The sequence below is a fragment of the Tepidanaerobacter sp. GT38 genome (genome assembly GCF_021991635.1).
In the GTDB taxonomy this organism is placed as follows: domain Bacteria; phylum Bacillota; class Thermosediminibacteria; order Thermosediminibacterales; family Tepidanaerobacteraceae; genus DTU063.
In genome coordinates this window covers 1-16,113 of sequence record NZ_JAFFJA010000013.1, presented here as the reverse complement: position 1 = coordinate 16,113, position 16,113 = coordinate 1, and the positions used below count along the sequence as shown (strand labels likewise).

General features: G+C 39.4%; 14 protein-coding genes and 1 riboswitch. Of the genes, 5 read left to right on the top strand and 9 right to left on the bottom strand.

Annotated features, from left to right (window positions below; all coding sequences use genetic code 11):
* Window positions 1-110: 110 nt before the first annotated feature.
* The 6 genes from JT739_RS02640 to JT739_RS02615 form a co-directional block, all read right to left on the bottom strand.
* Window positions 111-1,133, bottom strand: a complete 1,023-nt coding sequence (locus JT739_RS02640) for an aspartate-semialdehyde dehydrogenase (protein ID WP_237659540.1) — start codon at window positions 1,131-1,133, stop codon at window positions 111-113.
* 198 nt (window positions 1,134-1,331) lie between these two features.
* Window positions 1,332-2,003, bottom strand: coding sequence for a YitT family protein (locus tag JT739_RS02635; protein ID WP_237659539.1), 672 nt, complete (start codon window positions 2,001-2,003; stop codon window positions 1,332-1,334).
* An 89-nt stretch (window positions 2,004-2,092) separates the two neighbouring features.
* Window positions 2,093-3,259 (bottom strand): tRNA pseudouridine(13) synthase TruD, encoded by a 1,167-nt coding sequence (gene truD / locus JT739_RS02630; RefSeq protein ID WP_237659538.1) that lies wholly within the window; start codon window positions 3,257-3,259, stop codon window positions 2,093-2,095.
* A gap of 24 nt (window positions 3,260-3,283) precedes the next feature.
* A complete protein-coding gene (locus JT739_RS02625; protein WP_237659537.1) occupies window positions 3,284-5,971 on the bottom strand; it encodes a glycoside hydrolase family 10 protein in 2,688 nt (895 codons plus the stop codon).
* Window positions 5,972-6,097: 126 nt separating this feature from the next.
* The gene (locus JT739_RS02620; RefSeq protein WP_237659536.1) at window positions 6,098-6,520 is read right to left on the bottom strand and encodes a DUF86 domain-containing protein; all 423 of its coding nucleotides are present in this window, start codon (window positions 6,518-6,520) and stop codon (window positions 6,098-6,100) included.
* Window positions 6,513-6,947 (bottom strand): nucleotidyltransferase domain-containing protein, encoded by a 435-nt coding sequence (locus JT739_RS02615; RefSeq protein WP_237659535.1) that lies wholly within the window; start codon window positions 6,945-6,947, stop codon window positions 6,513-6,515. Before JT739_RS02615 ends, JT739_RS02620 begins: the two co-directional genes overlap by 8 nt.
* A 203-nt stretch (window positions 6,948-7,150) precedes the next feature.
* Between JT739_RS02615 and JT739_RS02610 the strand changes: the two genes are divergently transcribed.
* Window positions 7,151-8,050 carry a peptidylprolyl isomerase gene (locus JT739_RS02610; protein ID WP_237659534.1) on the top strand — a complete coding sequence of 300 codons (900 nt, stop codon included), beginning with the start codon at window positions 7,151-7,153 and terminating at the stop codon, window positions 8,048-8,050.
* 128 nt (window positions 8,051-8,178) lie between these two features.
* On the opposite strand, the gene JT739_RS02605 is transcribed toward JT739_RS02610, so the two are convergent.
* The 3 genes from JT739_RS02605 to JT739_RS02595 form a co-directional block, all read right to left on the bottom strand.
* Window positions 8,179-8,979, bottom strand: a complete 801-nt coding sequence (locus JT739_RS02605) for a 4Fe-4S dicluster domain-containing protein (protein ID WP_237659533.1) — start codon at window positions 8,977-8,979, stop codon at window positions 8,179-8,181.
* Window positions 8,980-9,180: 201 nt separating this feature from the next.
* Complete coding sequence (locus JT739_RS02600) at window positions 9,181-11,007, bottom strand: ABC transporter ATP-binding protein (protein WP_237659532.1); 1,827 nt, start codon at window positions 11,005-11,007, stop codon at window positions 9,181-9,183.
* Entirely contained in the window at window positions 11,004-12,749 is a 1,746-nt protein-coding gene (locus tag JT739_RS02595) for an ABC transporter ATP-binding protein (protein WP_237659531.1), read from the bottom strand. The genes JT739_RS02600 and JT739_RS02595 overlap by 4 nt, the downstream gene beginning before the upstream one ends.
* Before the next feature lie 222 nt (window positions 12,750-12,971).
* Window positions 12,972-13,079: riboswitch (TPP riboswitch) on the top strand.
* Window positions 13,080-13,197: 118 nt separating this feature from the next.
* Between JT739_RS02595 and thiM the strand changes: the two genes are divergently transcribed.
* The 4 genes from thiM to thiD are packed head-to-tail and all read left to right on the top strand — an operon-like array spanning window position 13,198 to window position 16,069.
* Entirely contained in the window at window positions 13,198-14,022 is an 825-nt protein-coding gene (gene thiM, locus JT739_RS02590; RefSeq protein WP_237659530.1) for a hydroxyethylthiazole kinase, read from the top strand.
* Window positions 14,009-14,656, top strand: coding sequence for a thiamine phosphate synthase (thiE, locus tag JT739_RS02585; RefSeq protein WP_237659529.1), 648 nt, complete (start codon window positions 14,009-14,011; stop codon window positions 14,654-14,656). Before thiM ends, thiE begins: the two co-directional genes overlap by 14 nt.
* Window positions 14,646-15,293: an HAD family phosphatase gene (locus JT739_RS02580; protein WP_237659528.1), complete on the top strand. Its 648-nt coding sequence runs from the start codon at window positions 14,646-14,648 to the stop codon at window positions 15,291-15,293. The genes thiE and JT739_RS02580 overlap by 11 nt, the downstream gene beginning before the upstream one ends.
* Complete coding sequence (gene thiD / locus JT739_RS02575) at window positions 15,290-16,069, top strand: bifunctional hydroxymethylpyrimidine kinase/phosphomethylpyrimidine kinase (protein WP_237659527.1); 780 nt, start codon at window positions 15,290-15,292, stop codon at window positions 16,067-16,069. The genes JT739_RS02580 and thiD overlap by 4 nt, the downstream gene beginning before the upstream one ends.
* Window positions 16,070-16,113 lie beyond the last annotated feature (44 nt).

The window sequence follows — 16,113 nt, the reverse complement described above, 5'->3', positions numbered from 1 at the left end:
TGTATTCAAATTTCTTGTTTATTTTCTGCATAAAACAAAAAAAATCCTCCTAGCAAAGCTAGGAGATTTATAGGAAACTTGATATAAAGCGTATTAGAAGTTTATTTAATTTATTTTTTATCAAGTAAACCGCGCTGTATCAGGACTTCTCCAATTTGAACGGCATTTGTTGCTGCACCTTTTCTTATCTGATCCCCACAGGCCCACAGCAATATGCCATTTTCACTGGATGTATCCTGGCGAATTCTGCCAACATATATGAGATCTTGGCCCTGGGTATTAATGGGCACCGGGTAAATATTATTTGAGGGATCGTCATATACTTTAACCCCGGGAGCTTTCGACAACAAATCTTTTACTTCCTCAGGGGTTATTTTTTTCTTGGTTTCCAGCAGAATAGATTCGGAATGGCTTCTCATGACCGGGACGCGCACAGCTGTAGTGGTTATTTTAAGCTCAGGGTCATGGAAAATTTTTCGCGTTTCATGGTACATTTTCCATTCTTCTTTGGTATAGTCCTGCTCCATAAAGACATCTATATGAGGAATAACATTAAAGGCTATGGGGTACGTAAAGGCTTTGGGCTCTGGTATAGGCTTGTTTTCGGCATAGCAGCGGACCTGTTCGTCTAACTCTGCTATCCCTTTAATCCCTGCTCCGGATGCTGCCTGATATGTGGAAACTATAATCCTTGTGACACCTGCGTAATCATATATGGGTTTCATTGGGACACACATGATTATGGTGGCGCAATTGGGATTTGATATGATGCCGTTGTGCCAGTCCACGTCTTCTGGATTTATTTCCGGAATTACTAGAGGTACTGATGGATCAAGTCTAAAGGAACTGCCGTTGTCAATAACTACGGCACCTTTTTTAGCAAACACCGGTGCCAAAGTCTTACTTATGGGGCCAGCGGCAAAAAAAGCTATATCAATGCCGCTTATTTTGTCCTCTTCCACTTTTTCCACGGTGATTTCACTGCCCATAAACTTTACCTTTTTGCCCGCTTCACTTTCATGAGCAAATAGACGTATGCTTTCTATTGGGAAGGCCCTTTCTTCAAGGATTTTCAGCATCTCTGTGCCCACTGCACCAGTGGCTCCTACTAGTGCTATATGATATTTTTTCATGTATAAACCTCCAACATAATATGTTTTTTAAAAATAAAACTATGCAAATTCCGTACCACATGACAAGGACCAATGGCGGAATGCCTTTACTTTAGAGATTTATACATTTTTGAAAACTATATGGAAGCACTAAATTTTATGAGCCCTGTTTGAAGCTTATTCTAATTTTTAGAATGACTTTTAAAAACTAAAAATATATTAAGAGGATGCCCCCACGTCTTTTACTGTCTCTTTTACCGTTTCTTTTGCCGTTGCCCTCTCGGGAATTTTTATATTATCAAGGGTCCACTGCATAATGGTCCCAACACTTAAAGCATATGCCAAAGTCCCTAAACCTAAGGGGCCCCCTAAAAGCCATCCGGTAATGGCAGCGGTGCTTTCCATATATGTTCTAATTGTGCCGGGCTTTTTCCCGGTAACTTTTGACATGCCAAGCATAAAACTGTCTCTTGGGCCAGCTCCCAGTTTGCCGTTGATATACATGCCAAAACCTATGCCGCATACAACAATGCCAATAATTAAGTATATGATGGAAACTAACAAGCTTTCGGACGGTTTAACAATATTTAAAGCATCATTAATAGCTAAGTTTAAATCAAGAAATACACCAAAGAAATACATATTTAAAAAGGTGCCGATACTTGGCTTTATTTTGAGAGCCCAACCTATTAAAATCATTATGGCCCCAATTAATTGGGTAATCTGGCCAACGGTAAAGGGAATGTAGTTGGCTACGCCAAGGTAAAACACCGTCCAAGGATCTACCCCTAATTTGGATTCGATTAGGAAGACCTTCCCAAGGGCAGCAATGTATAATCCGCTAAAGAAAAATAATAATTTGAATAAGATTGGACTGTTATCTTTACTCAATTTGATGCTCCTTTAAATATGTTATATGCTACCAACACCTAATTATAGCATTTGACTAAAGTTAATACAATTAGGTAGTCCATGTATCATCAATCACGTAGGCCTTTTATCAACATTGTGGCAAAACTTCCTGAAGGTAAGTTGAACTTTAGCTGCAGTTTTAAAAATCCTGGATAGATATCATCTTCTTTAAAAAGGACTGGAACAGTGTGGTCCCACACAGGAAACACTATTGCCGGGCGGAAAAAGGATTTGAAAAAAGATTTTCGGATTTTGGTCAGATTAAAGTCAGAGGGTTTTAATCCTCGTTCGGACAAAATATCCCTTACAATTTTAGATATCTCGGCATTGCCCGGGATTTTATAAGCCGCGGTTGGAATTTGTGTATTTTTTAATTTTTTCAAAGCCCCTTCATCCAATGTCTTATAAAATGCGTAGTCCATGATCTTCCCCTTTATTTTAAAGGGCTTTTTTATATGTTTTAGCAAAACCTGCTCAAGGCTCAGGTTCCATAGAAAGCTCTGGTATGCCGAAAAGTGCATTGACAGTTCCTCTTTTGGAATGACATTGATGGCCTTTACCAGCTGGCTTTTGCTGTCACCTTCTAAAAGGATTTTTATGATATCCCTTTCGGCCTTTGTTTTGCACAAAGGAGCAATAGCATGCCAGTCGCCCCAAAGCTCTTCTATTTTTCTTTTCCGCTGTTTTTCCGCTTTTTTGTCTCCCGGACCTATTGTGGTAAAGTAGAGCTTTAAAGCACCTTTGTAATGCTTCCTGAGTATCCTTTCAGCTAAAATCTCGTCGGATTTCATTATGCAGCCGAAACGCTGGTCGTCAAAGTAGTTGGGGTAACCGTAGCGGCTAATTTCATGTATACGCTGCAGGATGGATTCCTTTTGGTGCAAAGGGATTTTTCTTGCTGTAATTTCAAATTGATTTCCTTTTAACACTGCTGCAGATACAAAATCATCAGCAAAGCCCATAAAAGTAAGTTTGACATTTGACATGTTAAAGGAAAGGTCGTATTTCTTTGGCACGGAAATATATTGATACGTCACTGCATGACGGTCCTTTCGGCCTCCGTAACCTATTTTGGCCATAGGCATCCTGTTTTGCCTGGCTATGGCAAGAAGCGCATCAATGGTGTTCCAGTGCCGCTTTTCTAAAAGGTATATGCGATAGGGACCGTCAGCCTTAAGCTTTAAATTTATAAGTTCTCTTACGATAAAGTCTTCAGGAGTTACTTTTATTTTCAATATTGCTCATTCCTCTTTATTAGTCTAGAGTTTATCTATAAACCTTAAGTTCGAAATATATTCATCTACTATATCAATTGCTTTAACTAAGTCTGCAGCAATTCTTGAAGCCACCTGTCTATTTAAAGTTCGGTCATCTTCAACAGTTTCTTTTAACTTTTCCAGGTCTTTTTTAAGTAGATTGGCCTTTTTTTGGCTGCTTAAATCAACCTTGATATCCTTTATAAGTTTTTTATATTTTAGTGACTTGTGATACATCATTCCACTGTATTTTACGTATATATCATCTATTTTTCTTATAATATCGGAAAGTATAATGTTTACCGCTTGTTCTGGGTCTTTAGTTGTAACTGCCGGTGTTTTGAAAGCGCCCAGTTTTAACGCACTGCCGTAGCGCCCATTTAACAGGGTTTGGGATTCAAAGATGGCTACCCCGCTTGCACTTTCAGCTCTTGCAGCATCGATCTGCCTCAAGAGTATTTTGGTATCCACTTTCGAAAGTGTAGAAAGGCCCACATTTATCAGGGCATGACCTTTGGAAAAGGCCTGAGTCCTTAATATATCTTCAACAACCGGCTGTTCGCTCAGGTAATATGACATGGGGATAATGACGTTCAGATAGTCTCGGGTTGTCCAATTTTTAGGGTTTTGGAAGGTATCTTTAATGGTTTCATCATAGTCCGGCCATACGTCTGCAGATATTTGAAGTTCCGGCTTTAAGGTCTTAACTTCCGAAAAAATTTTATAGGCAAAGCTGTTGATTATTTTTACCCTAAAGTCACACCATTTTTTCCACAACCTATCTTCTACATCAAGCTCAATTGGATCTTTGCCGAAGTCAGCTTTAAAAAGTTTCCGGGTATATTCATCATAACCGAAATCATTGGAGTAGTCTCCGGATTCGGGATATCTCATATAGTCAAACTGTATGCCGTCAATATCATAAGTTTTTACCAGCTCTTTGTAAAGCTCCGATAAGAAATCATACACTTCAGGTAAAGCAGGATTTAAGAAATAATACTTTGCACCGCTACTATCTGTAAAATATTTATCTCCCTGCCTGCTCACTGCCAGCCATTCGGGCTTCCTTTCTGCCACATTTTGACCTACCAGGAAGCTTTCTACCCATGCATGAACCTCCATACCCCTGGCATGGGCTTCGCCTATATAAGCTCCTAACACATCAAACCCATCATATATAGGGTTGTGCTCCATGATCTTATTTTTGGTAGGGTATATGCCGTATCCGTTCCAGTAGGTTTCAAGATATATAGTGTTTATATTTAAATCTTGAAGCATATCAAGCTGTTTCTTTACTTCTTCGATATTTTTTTCTCGAGGTCTGAGCCATACCCCTCTGTTTTCCACCTTCGGAGATTCAAAGGTCATGTAATAGGCTTGGTCTGCAGTATTTAGTATATCCTCTACGGTTTTAATAAGTTCTCGATACTGTCCGTGATTTAAAAAGGTACTGACTTGCTCCATTTTTGATTTAGCCAAATCTATAATCTGCTCTACACTGTCATAATCGATGTCCAAATACTTTCTTCTCGCAGAAAACAGACTTTCCTGAGCGGATTCTATGCTAATAATCGCCATATCTTCATAGGATTTTGGCGTAAAGATAAGCCTTATTTCGCTTTTTTCTCTATTTAGCAACACCTTTGAGCCCAAGCGGGCGTATTTTTGAAGCCAAGCAGCTTTTGAGCCGTGACCAGATATGACAAAGCCGCCATCGGGGATCTCTAAATCATTTCCGCCAGTATGAATTATTTTGCCATGGCTGCCCACTGCTACTTCATAGCCGTAGGGATTTGTCCCGGTGCGGGCGCCGTAGCTTGAATCATAGATAATGATCTGGTCGGGGCCCCGGAAGCTATCATAGGGCTCTCCCTTTTCTTCGTCCCAGGCTAATGGATTGTCCTCAATTGACAGGGGATTATATGCATCATATGTAATCTTGCCGGCACTATAGGGGTTTATATTGTCAAGGGCAATTATGACCATATCGCCTAACTTTACAGTTTCGCGCAGGACGTTGTAAAACGGATTTCCGGAATGTATGGATATAACTACTCCATTTGACGGTATGGGCGAATCGTTATTTAGCAATTGCCCATTTTCATTTTTTATATCCACTATACGCGTAACTACACCATCTATTACCGTCAATTCCATGCCCCATGGATTGGTCTTAGTGGACTCTCCATAGGACGAATCATAAAGCACAACGTAATTCGCATCTCTTGGTGAGTTTACAGCATTTATAGGCACGGTTAGGTCTTTTATCTTAAAATATTTATCGGGTAGGGCTGGTACCTCAAGGTTTAAAAGTACCGCTTCATCGCCAATATTGATTTCGTCAATAAACTTTACATCATTGCCCGTATATGAGATCACATAGCCGTCAAGGGGAATATATGTTCCTTTTATTCCATTGGTATTCTTATATGTAACTATGTTGTTTACAACCACAATCTCATGGACGCCTTCCGAAAAAGGTTCAGTATGCTCGCCAAATTCTCTAGTATATATTATGGTTTTCCCTTGTTCTCTTTTGTCATTAATTAAATCTATTGCTAGTTCGGTTCCATTTTCAAAGACAACGGTAGGGACGGCAACTTCATCGTCTGCGGCACTTGCCAGCACTTGTATTTGCATCATAAAAATAAAAGCAACAATAATAAATAGAACAGCTTTTTTGAATTTCATTTATGTAGCCACCTTTCGGGGAAAAGTTAAAATCTATACTCTCATGACAATGGTTTAAGAACTGTAAAGGTGCAATTATTTCTATTAAGCTTTTATCAACATGAATAGGTAGTGTTATGTATTAAATCAGCCCAGAAACTTTTCTTTGATTATATTAGCAAATTCTAATATATCCCCTTGGTTTCTTTGAAGAATAGTAAATACAATTTCAGGCTGTACTCGTATATAATCATGGACAATTACATTTCTAAACTGGGCCATCTTTTTAAGATTCTCCGTTAATCCTTCTTTTAATATCCCTTGTTCATAAAGAACTTGAAAGGCATCTTTATTATCGATCGGTTCCCTATAGCCTTCATAAGCAATAATGTGGTTTGCAATATCCAGGCAAGCCTCAATTGCCATATGCAATGTCCGCTCTATATATCGACGAACAACTTTATCACGTTCAAATTTTTCCCAACTCAGCTTCTGTCTAGCTTCATCAAGATCAGTATAGTATTCTTCTAACAACGTTAATCTCCTCACTATTGTTTCTCTATCAACCATCTCTGTATTTCCTCCTCTTTTCTTCCAGTCTTTTCAACGCCTGCATATGATACAAGTCATAAAAAAACTTCATATCGAAATATGCTCTTCGCTTTTCGACTTCAAAGGATACGCGCCGATTAATATCCTTATCAAGAACAATTTCCTTATTTAGCATTACTTGATGAATGAAAAACAAATCAGCACTTTCCAAGTCAACAATATCTACTTTCATCTTTAATAAATCTTCTAAATCATTGGCTATCTCAAGCTTTCTTTCAAAACGATAAAGCAAAGACAATCCTTTAACAAATAATACAGCAATATCTACGTCGCTGTTTTTTGTTGTTTTTCCCTTTGCAACTGATCCAAATAGGTATACAGTAGATATGTCATCTTTGTTCGCAAAGTATGAACGTATCTTTTCAATACAATCTTCTTTATTCATAATAATACTCCTTAAATTAAAGATTTCTACCTAGAGTATATCTTATTTGAGTATTTTTTTAAACAAAATTTAAAGTAGGTTTTATGGCATAGATATATCCTTTTAGCTTTTTGGAATAAGTGGCAAAATACAACTACAAAAAGCTCTGGACATAAGCACCTTAAAACTGATAAACTAATACGTGTATAAATTTAATTTAGAGGGTGAGGAAAATTTTTAAAGAAAAAATAAACAAAACCAAGTTGTTCGTTATGATTTTAGTTATTGCACTTGTGCTTAACTTTATCCTGGTATCATGCGGTAAATCTAATGGAGAGGTAGTGGCTAGAGTAAACAACGAAGTAATTACAAAAGATGAACTGTATGATTATCTAGTTAAGGAAAATGGCCAGACAGCTATTAATGCATTGGTTGCCAATAAAATTATTGACCTGGAAGCTAAAAAACAAAATGTAAAAGTTACAGATGAAGAAGTAGAAAAGGAAATAGATAAAATAGCAGAGCAGTATGGAGGCCGTGAGACCTTCGAACAGTTTCTTGGAATGTATGGCGCTTCATTGGATGATATAAAGGAAAATATCAAGGTAAATATAAAAATTGAAAAATTGTTGGGCTCAGATGTCAAAATAACAGAAGATGAAATGAAAACTTACTTTGAAGAAAACAAGGAAAGCTTTGATGAGAAAGAACAGGTAAAAGCCAGCCACATTTTAGTTGACAGCGAGGATAAAGCCAGGGAAGTCAAGGAAAAACTAGATGCCGGTGAGGATTTTGCAGAATTAGCAAAGGAATACTCAACAGATACTAGCAATAAAGATCAAGGTGGAGATCTTGGATTTTTTGCTAGAGGAGCAATGGTGAAAGAGTTTGAAGATGCTGCTTTTTCAATGGAAATAGGCCAAATCAGCGACCCTGTTAAAACAGATTATGGATACCATATAATTAAGGTTGAAGATAAAAAGCCGGCAAAAGAAGCCACATATGAAGAATGTAAAGATGAAATAAAAGAAATCCTCTTTGACGAAAAGCTGCCTGCAGTATATCAGACATGGATTCAGGAAAAAATGAGTGAGTATGAAATAGAGATTCTTTTAAATAAATAAAAGGGGCAAACGTCTAAAGCCTTCAGTGAAAGCTTCCACTGAAGGCTTATTATTATTCAGATGTTGTATTCCTTGTTTTCTCTAAAGGAACTGGCAAAATGAACGGCTCCGCTTAGGTAGCCTCCTCGTCATGATGAAATTTGTTTGTCAGTTAGTTTTATAGCTTGTTTTTTGCAGGCATTTCGGCACACTCCACAGCCGTAACATTTGTGAGGGTTTATATGGCACTTACCGTCTGCAATTGAATATTCTACTGCTCCAAATTGGCAAAAGCTCATGCAACTGCGGCATCCTATACATAAATCTCTGTCTATTTGTGCCACATACTCAGACTTAAACATAATATCTGTCAAATCGGCGCTTATTTGATATTTATAAGCTAAACAGTCTCTATCACAATTGCATATAGCACCGATAAAAGGTGTTTTAAAAGTCCAGATGGAGTGAACCAAGCCCTGCCTGTCAAAAACTCTGAGAATCTTTTTAGCATCGGCAGGAACAAGCACCTCAAAGCTAGTTTTTAATTCAGGCCAATCAATATTTAAACCTGTAGGATCAATGCCCAGGAGTAGACAGTACCTGGCATTATTTTTTCCTGCTGTAACGCTTCGGCATATGCACGGAATTCTAGTAATGGATTGGACGTTTTCTACTATACTTTCGGCATCTTCAATGGGTATCACCTGACCAAAGTGGTATTTTTTTAAATGAGCTGTAACTATTTTTTTTATAAAGCGGTGTGCTAATGGCGCTTTGTTTTTTACCCATTGCAATTTGCCGAAATTATCCATCGAATTGTTTCTAATATTTGAAACGAATTGTTCGATATATGCTTTACGGCCTGGGTCTTTTAACAATTCCATTGAATAGTGCTCCATGATTTCATACCATTTCTTGCCTTCTCCGTGTTTGGTGCAAAATTCACACAAAGATACCACTCCGGACACTTTTATATATCACATTTTTTCCTACATAATCTTATTTAATACATTTATGATAAGCCTTGTCACTTTATAAAGTTGCAGACAAAGGCTGAAATCAACCGCCCCTGGAGCAAAATGCTAACGGTAGCCCTCCTTGGGCTGGCTTAAAATAAAAAGGCCATTAAAGGCCTTTTTATCTTTTGCACCTCATTGTAATTCTAACGCACCTGTATTTAGCGCATAATAACGTCCCTTTTGTTTCATCAAAGCCTCATGGTCTCCCCGTTCAATAATTTCACCCTGTTCCAATACCATTATCGCATCTGCATCGCGGACCGTTGACAGTCGATGGGCTATTACAAATGTGGTCCTGCCCTCCATTAGTTTGTCCATACCTTCTGCGATTAGCTTTTCTGTTCTAGTATCTACAGAAGATGTGGCTTCATCAAGTATGAGTATGGTGGGGTCAGCGATGGCTGCCCTTGCAATAGAAAGCAACTGGCGCTCACCCTGAGAAAGATTTTGGCCGTCAATCGTAAGCATGGTGTCATAACCATTTGGTAAGTTTTTGATGAAGTAATGGGCATTGGCCAGCTTTGCAGCTTCAACCACTTCCTCATCTGTGGCATCAAGCCTGCCATATCTGATATTATCCGCAATTGTCCCCTCAAATAAATGGACATCCTGAAGCACAATGCTCATGGTGCTTCTTAAATCCTGTTTTTTAATGCGTTTGATATCTATTCCGTCAAAGAGTATAGTGCCTTCATTTATCTCGTAAAATCTGTTTATAAGATTCGTTATAGTTGTCTTCCCGGCACCGGTTGAACCAACGAAGGCAATTTTCTGGCCGGGTTTTGCATAAAGATTTATGTTGTTTAATACTCTGCGCCCAGATTCATAACCAAAGTTAACATTTTTGAAAGTAATAAAGCCTCGAAGGGGTACTTTCTCATATTCTCCATTTTCCTTAGGAACTTTCCAGTAAGGAGCTCCCTCCCCTTCTCTGACAAGGCATACATCACCTTCATCTGTCTCTACTTCTTCATCTAGAAACTCAAAAATTCGCTCTGCACCTGCCAAAGCCGCAAACAGAGTATTTAGTTGGTTGGAAACCATTGTAATTGGCCGCGATATGCTTCTCGTATATTGCAAGAACGATGCAATGTTTCCTACGGTCATTGCATTTTTCATAACTAAAAATGCACCAAGCATTGACGTAAGTGCATATAGCACATAGGATAAGTTGCCCATAATCGGCATAAGCATTACACCGTAAGTAGACGCTTGCGTGCTTGCCCTGCGAAGTTGTTCATTCTTTTCTAAAAACCTGTCAATTGCCTTGTCTTCATAGTTAAATACTTTTACAACTTTTTGCCCCGACATCATCTCTTCTATATATCCATTCATATCAGCAAGGGCAGCTTGCTGAAAGCGGAAATTTTGCGCCGACTTTTGACCTACGTATTTTATGGCTGTAAACATTACTCCCAGCATCAGCACCACTACAAATGTAAGCACGGGACTTAAGATAAACATCATAGTAAAAGAGCCAACCACTGTTATAACGGCAACGATTATTTGAGATACGCTTTGTTCCAGGGATTGATTTAGCATATCCACATCATTGGTAAAAGTAGACATTAAATCTCCATGAGTCTGTTTGTCAAAATACGAAATAGGCAGCTTTTGCATGTGCGAAAACATTTCTTCGCGAATTCTGTGAACAGTTCCCTGGGCCAATCTCGCCATAAAAAGATTCCCTAAATATTGGAAAATAGAAATTGAAATTACGATTGCTCCCATTATGAGAATATACCTGATTACTTGGGCTGTGCTTTCGCCTTTAACAATTGTATCAATGATGGGACTTAACATGCCATTCGCGGCAACTTCCAAAAATGATGAAGCTATGATAAAGAATATGCCGCCGAAAAAAAGCACTTTATTAAACCTAAAATAGCTAAACAGTCTAATTAAAGTGTTTTTTGCATCCTTGGGGCGCAGCCGTCTGTGTCCAAATTGTGGCTTCACTCTATTTCCTCTATTATACAATCCATACCCACCCCTTTCTGCTGTGACTCGTATATTTCTCTATAGATAGGAGATGCTTTAATTAATGTGGCATGGTCTCCAATAGACTCTATTTTACCCTCATGCATTACAATGATTTTATCTGCGTGCTGGATAGAAGCTATTCTTTGCGCGATTATGATAGTCGTTATGTCTTTTAATTCCGATTTAAAAACCCGTTGGATTTTGGCATCGGTAGCCATGTCTACCGCACTTGTTGAATCATCGAGGATTATAATCTTCGGCGACTTCAACAAAGCTCTCGCTATGGTAAGCCTTTGTTTTTGTCCCCCTGAAAAGTTGTCACCGCCCTGCTCTACCCTATGATCCAATCCGTCTTCATATTTTGATACAAATTCCCAAGCCTGTGCTTGTTTTAAGGCTTTAATAATTTGCTCATCGGTGGCATTTTCGTTGCCCCACAGCATGTTTTCACGAATGGTACCTGAAAACAGCGTGTTTTTCTGCAAAACGAAGGCTACTTGATCCCGCAGTGCTCTTATGTCATATTCCCTTACATCTACTCCTCCTACTTTAACAGAGCCCTCTGTTACATCGTAGAGCCTGGGAATAAGCTGCACCAATGTAGTTTTGGAAGAACCTGTAGAACCAATAATCCCCACTATCTCACCGGATTTTATGTGAACGGTAATGTCTTTAAGAGTTTTTTCTCGACTTCCGGGATAGGAAAAGCTGACATGCTCAAAGCTTACAGAACCGTCTTTTAATTCCTTTACAGGCTGCTTGGGTTCTTTTATTTCAGGCTCCGTATTTAATAACTCTATTATCCTTGCTGCTGATGCAGAACCGCGAAGCAGCTGCATAAAAAAGAAGGACATCATCATCAGTGAAATCAAAACCTGTGTAATATATGTGATAAAGGAAATCAATTCACCGCTGCCCATGGTGCCTGCCGATACCTGCTTGCCGCCAAACCACAGCACTGCGATAATAGTGGAGTAGACTATCAAATTAAGCATTGGCATAATGGATATAACAAGGGAAATAGCGTAGAGGGCGGTATTTTTTAATGCGTCATTTCTCTCTTTAAATCTCTTTTCCTCATGATGCTGCCTGTTAAATGACTTTACGACTCTGATACCTATTAAGTTCTCTTGAATGACTGCGTTTACTCTGTCAACACGGGTTTGCAATTTTTGAAATAAGGGCCTTGCTTTAGGCAAAACCGCGCCTATTATAGCTGCCGTAAGGGGCACTGCAACCATAAACACCCTTGCTAGCTCTGCGTTCATGTTAAAGGCCATAATTAGTGCAAATAGCATTAAAAAAGGAGCCCTCACAGCCATGCGCAGACTCATCATGGTAACCTGTCCGATGGTGTTACAATCATTTGTGAGCCTGGTTATAAGTGACGGCACCGTAAACTGATCCAGATTTGCAAAAGAAAAACTCTGGACTTTTTCAAAGGCCTGCTGTCTAATCTCTGCAGCAAATCCGAAACCTGCCCTGGCACCAAAATGGGCACTTACAACTCCAAAGAACATAGCAAGCAATGCAGCTCCTACCATTATAAGCCCCACTTTTACGATATATTCAATATCCTGATTTGCTATCCCCACATCTACAATGCGAGACATGAGATAAGGAATAAATATATCCGCCAAAGCTTCTAAGATCATAAATAATGGGCATAAAACAGCATAAACTATATATTTTCTCATGTATGGCAAAAGGGTTCTCAATTTATCTCTCTCCTGTTTTTTAAAGTTGCACCTTAAAATAAGAAAGACTGTATAATTACAGCCTCTGAAAACCAAAGACAAATATGCGTGGATTGCCGATAAAATGTTAAACTACTAACATCACAAAATTATATCACAAAGTATTTTTTTAAACAATCCATAGCACTGTTAACATAGCAGAAAATTGACACCCAGTCTTTTATATGATAAAATTTAGAAAAATTCAATATTCAGGGGAGCTTGTGTTGCAGGCTGAGAGGAAGCGAGTACAGCTTCGACCCTCATTACCTGATTTGGATAATGCCAACGTAGGGAATCGTTTTGCATTTATATAGGGGAGTACCTACTAGGCACTTCCCTTTTGTTTTAAATAACAAGGTCCCCTGAACACAGCAGCAATCTTTGTTTGCATTGTTGCTAACGATAACATTTTGAAGGGGGTTTTATTATGTTTGAGAGTATCTTAAAAAATGTCCAGCAAAAAACACCTTTAGTCCACTGCATCACAAATTATGTCACTGTAAATGATGTGGCAAATGTACTTCTGGCCTGTGGCGGTTCTCCCATTATGGCTGACGATGAAAAAGATGCGGTGGAAATTACCGCTATCTGCAACGCATTGGTCATAAATATTGGGACACTTAACCAAAGGACAATTGCCACTATGTTAAAGACCGGCAAAAAGGCAAATGAGCTTTCCCATCCTGTAGTCCTGGACCCGGTTGGAGCAGGTGCATCAAGCCTCAGGACAGACACTACCTTTAAGCTTTTAGAAGAAGTTAAGTTCGCTGTAATAAGGGGAAATATTTCCGAGATAAAAACCGTTTCAAAAGGCAGCGGAACAACTAAGGGAGTAGATGCAGACGTAAGCGATGCTGTAACGGAGAAAAACTTAGATGAAACCATTTCTTTTGCAAAAGAGTTAAGTGCAAAAACGAATGCTGTAATTGCCATTTCCGGAGCTATCGATATCGTAACAGATGCAAGTAAGGCATACATTATCCGCAACGGCCATCCGATGATGGCAAAGATCACCGGCACCGGCTGCATGTTGACTGCTGTAATTGCAGCCTACTGCGCTGCAAATCCGGAAAATCACCTGGATGCCACAGCAGCAGCGGTAAGTGCTTTTGGTCTTGCCGGTGAGATAGCTTATGACAAATTGGTAAAGACAGATGGAGGCAACGCTTCCTACCGCACATACCTCATCGATGCCGTCAGCAAAATAGATGCAGAGGCCATTAAGGGAGGCGCAAAAATTGAAATTAGATAAATCTTCAATGCTGCTGTATGCGGTTACTGACCGCACATGGCTGAAAGGTCGCACTCTTGCCGATGTGGTTGAAGAAGCCATAAAAGCAGGGGTAACCTTCTTACAATTGCGGGAAAAGAACCTGGAATACGATGCTTTTCTTCAGCTGGCAAAGGAAATAAAATGCGTAACGGATAAATATAAAATTCCCTATGTAATCAATGACAACGTTCAAGTGGCAATGGCTGCAGGAGCAGATGGAGTCCATGTAGGTCAGGGCGATATGTCCCCAAAAGATGTGAGAAAAATAATCGGCCCAGACAAGATCCTGGGCGTTTCGGCTCAGACGGTAGAACAAGCGGTTTTAGCAGAAGAAAGCGGTGCAGATTACATAGGCGTTGGCTCTGTATTTCCCACTTCCACAAAGCTGGATGCCGAAGCAGTATCTTTGGAAACCCTCAAGGAAATTTGCAAGGCAGTATCAATTCCGGTAGTAGCCATTGGCGGCATTAACAAAGATAATGCCATAAAACTTGCAGGAAGCGGCATTGATGGCATTGCGGTGGTATCGGCAATTTTCGCTCAGGAGAATATTACTGCTGCTGCACGTGAACTGCGAGAGGTATCATCTCGGGTGGTAAATTATGAAGTTTAAAGGCGCAATATTCGATTTGGACGGCACGCTCCTTGACTCAATGCCCTTTTGGGAAAATTTGGGGTCAGAATATATGAAAGCAAAAGGCATAAATCCACCGAAAAACATTGATGAAATACTCAAACCAATGAGTCTTAACCAATCGGCCCAGTATTTGAAAGAAGAATACCACATTTCTGGCAGTGAAGATGAGATTATCGATGAAATTTTAGGTATGATTGAGGATCATTACTTTTTGAAAGTACCCCTTAAGGCTGGTGTATTGCCTTTTCTGGAAAGACTTCACAAAGAAAATGTAAGGATGTGTATTGCCACCGCTACCGATCATGAACTCGCAAAAGCTGCCCTGGAAAGGCTAGATGTGCTACAATACTTTGACTTTATCTTTACATGTTACGATGCGGGAGTGGGAAAAAATACACCGGAGTTTTTTCTAAAAGTACTGGAATTGCTTAATACTCCTAAAGGCGAAACAGTTGTATTTGAAGATGCACTTCATGCTATAAAAAGTGCCAAAGCTGCCGGGCTTTCAGTAGTGGCAGTATACGATAAAAGCTCTCGCGAGAAACTAGAAGAGATAAAAGCTATTGCTGACATTTATCTTGATTCTTTTGAAGATTGGGAGATGATACTGTGAAAAAGGTACTCACCATAGCAGGATCTGACTGCAGCGGCGGTGCCGGAATACAGGCTGACATTAAAACCATAACTGCCCACAAAATGTACGCCATGAGCGCCATCACTGCACTGACAGCTCAAAATACAACAGGGGTGTACGGCATTTTCGAAGCAACGCCAGAATTTGTAGGCCAGCAACTGGACTGCATCTTTCAGGATATAAGACCGGATGCAGTTAAAATCGGCATGGTGTCAAATATAGAAATTATAGAAGTTATAGCACAAAAACTAAAGCATTATCAAGCAGTAAATATTGTAGTTGATCCTGTCATGGTTTCCACCAGCGGCGGAAAGCTCTTAAGCGATAATGCCATCGATGCATTGAAAATGCATCTCTTTTCTCTTGCTACGGTAATAACGCCTAATATTCCTGAAGCTGAAGTCTTGACGGGACTTTCTATAAAAAGCAAAGAAGATATGCAAGAGGCTGCTGAAGAAATCGCAAAAGTAACTTGCGGCTATGTGCTTGTAAAGGGCGGGCACCTTGAAGACTGTGCTGATGATTTGCTCTACATTAAAGGCAATACTTACTGGTTTGAATCTCCAAAAATTGATAATCCGAATACTCACGGAACTGGCTGCACTCTCTCTTCAGCTATCGCATGCAACCTGGCATCGGGCCTTGATATCGTTGAAAGCGTAAAAAAAGCAAAAGAGTATATAACAGGAGCGCTAAGAGCAAATCTTAAACTTGGCAAAGGGCGTGGCCCTCTAAACCATTGCTTTAATTTATAGCTAAAAAAAATTTTAATTTATGGCATGTCAATAACCAGTAAAAA

Excerpts from the sequence above, each read along its gene's own strand:
- JT739_RS02580 (WP_237659528.1), top strand. The coding sequence starts at position 14,646 with ATGAAGTTTAAAGGCGCAATATTCGATTTGGACGGCACGCTCCTTGAC.
- JT739_RS02620 (WP_237659536.1), bottom strand. The coding sequence starts at position 6,520 with ATGGTTGATAGAGAAACAATAGTGAGGAGATTAACGTTGTTAGAAGAA.
- JT739_RS02640 (WP_237659540.1), bottom strand. The coding sequence starts at position 1,133 with ATGAAAAAATATCATATAGCACTAGTAGGAGCCACTGGTGCAGTGGGC.
- thiM (WP_237659530.1), top strand. The coding sequence starts at position 13,198 with ATGTTTGAGAGTATCTTAAAAAATGTCCAGCAAAAAACACCTTTAGTC.
- JT739_RS02625 (WP_237659537.1), bottom strand. The coding sequence starts at position 5,971 with ATGAAATTCAAAAAAGCTGTTCTATTTATTATTGTTGCTTTTATTTTT.
- JT739_RS02615 (WP_237659535.1), bottom strand. The coding sequence starts at position 6,947 with ATGAATAAAGAAGATTGTATTGAAAAGATACGTTCATACTTTGCGAAC.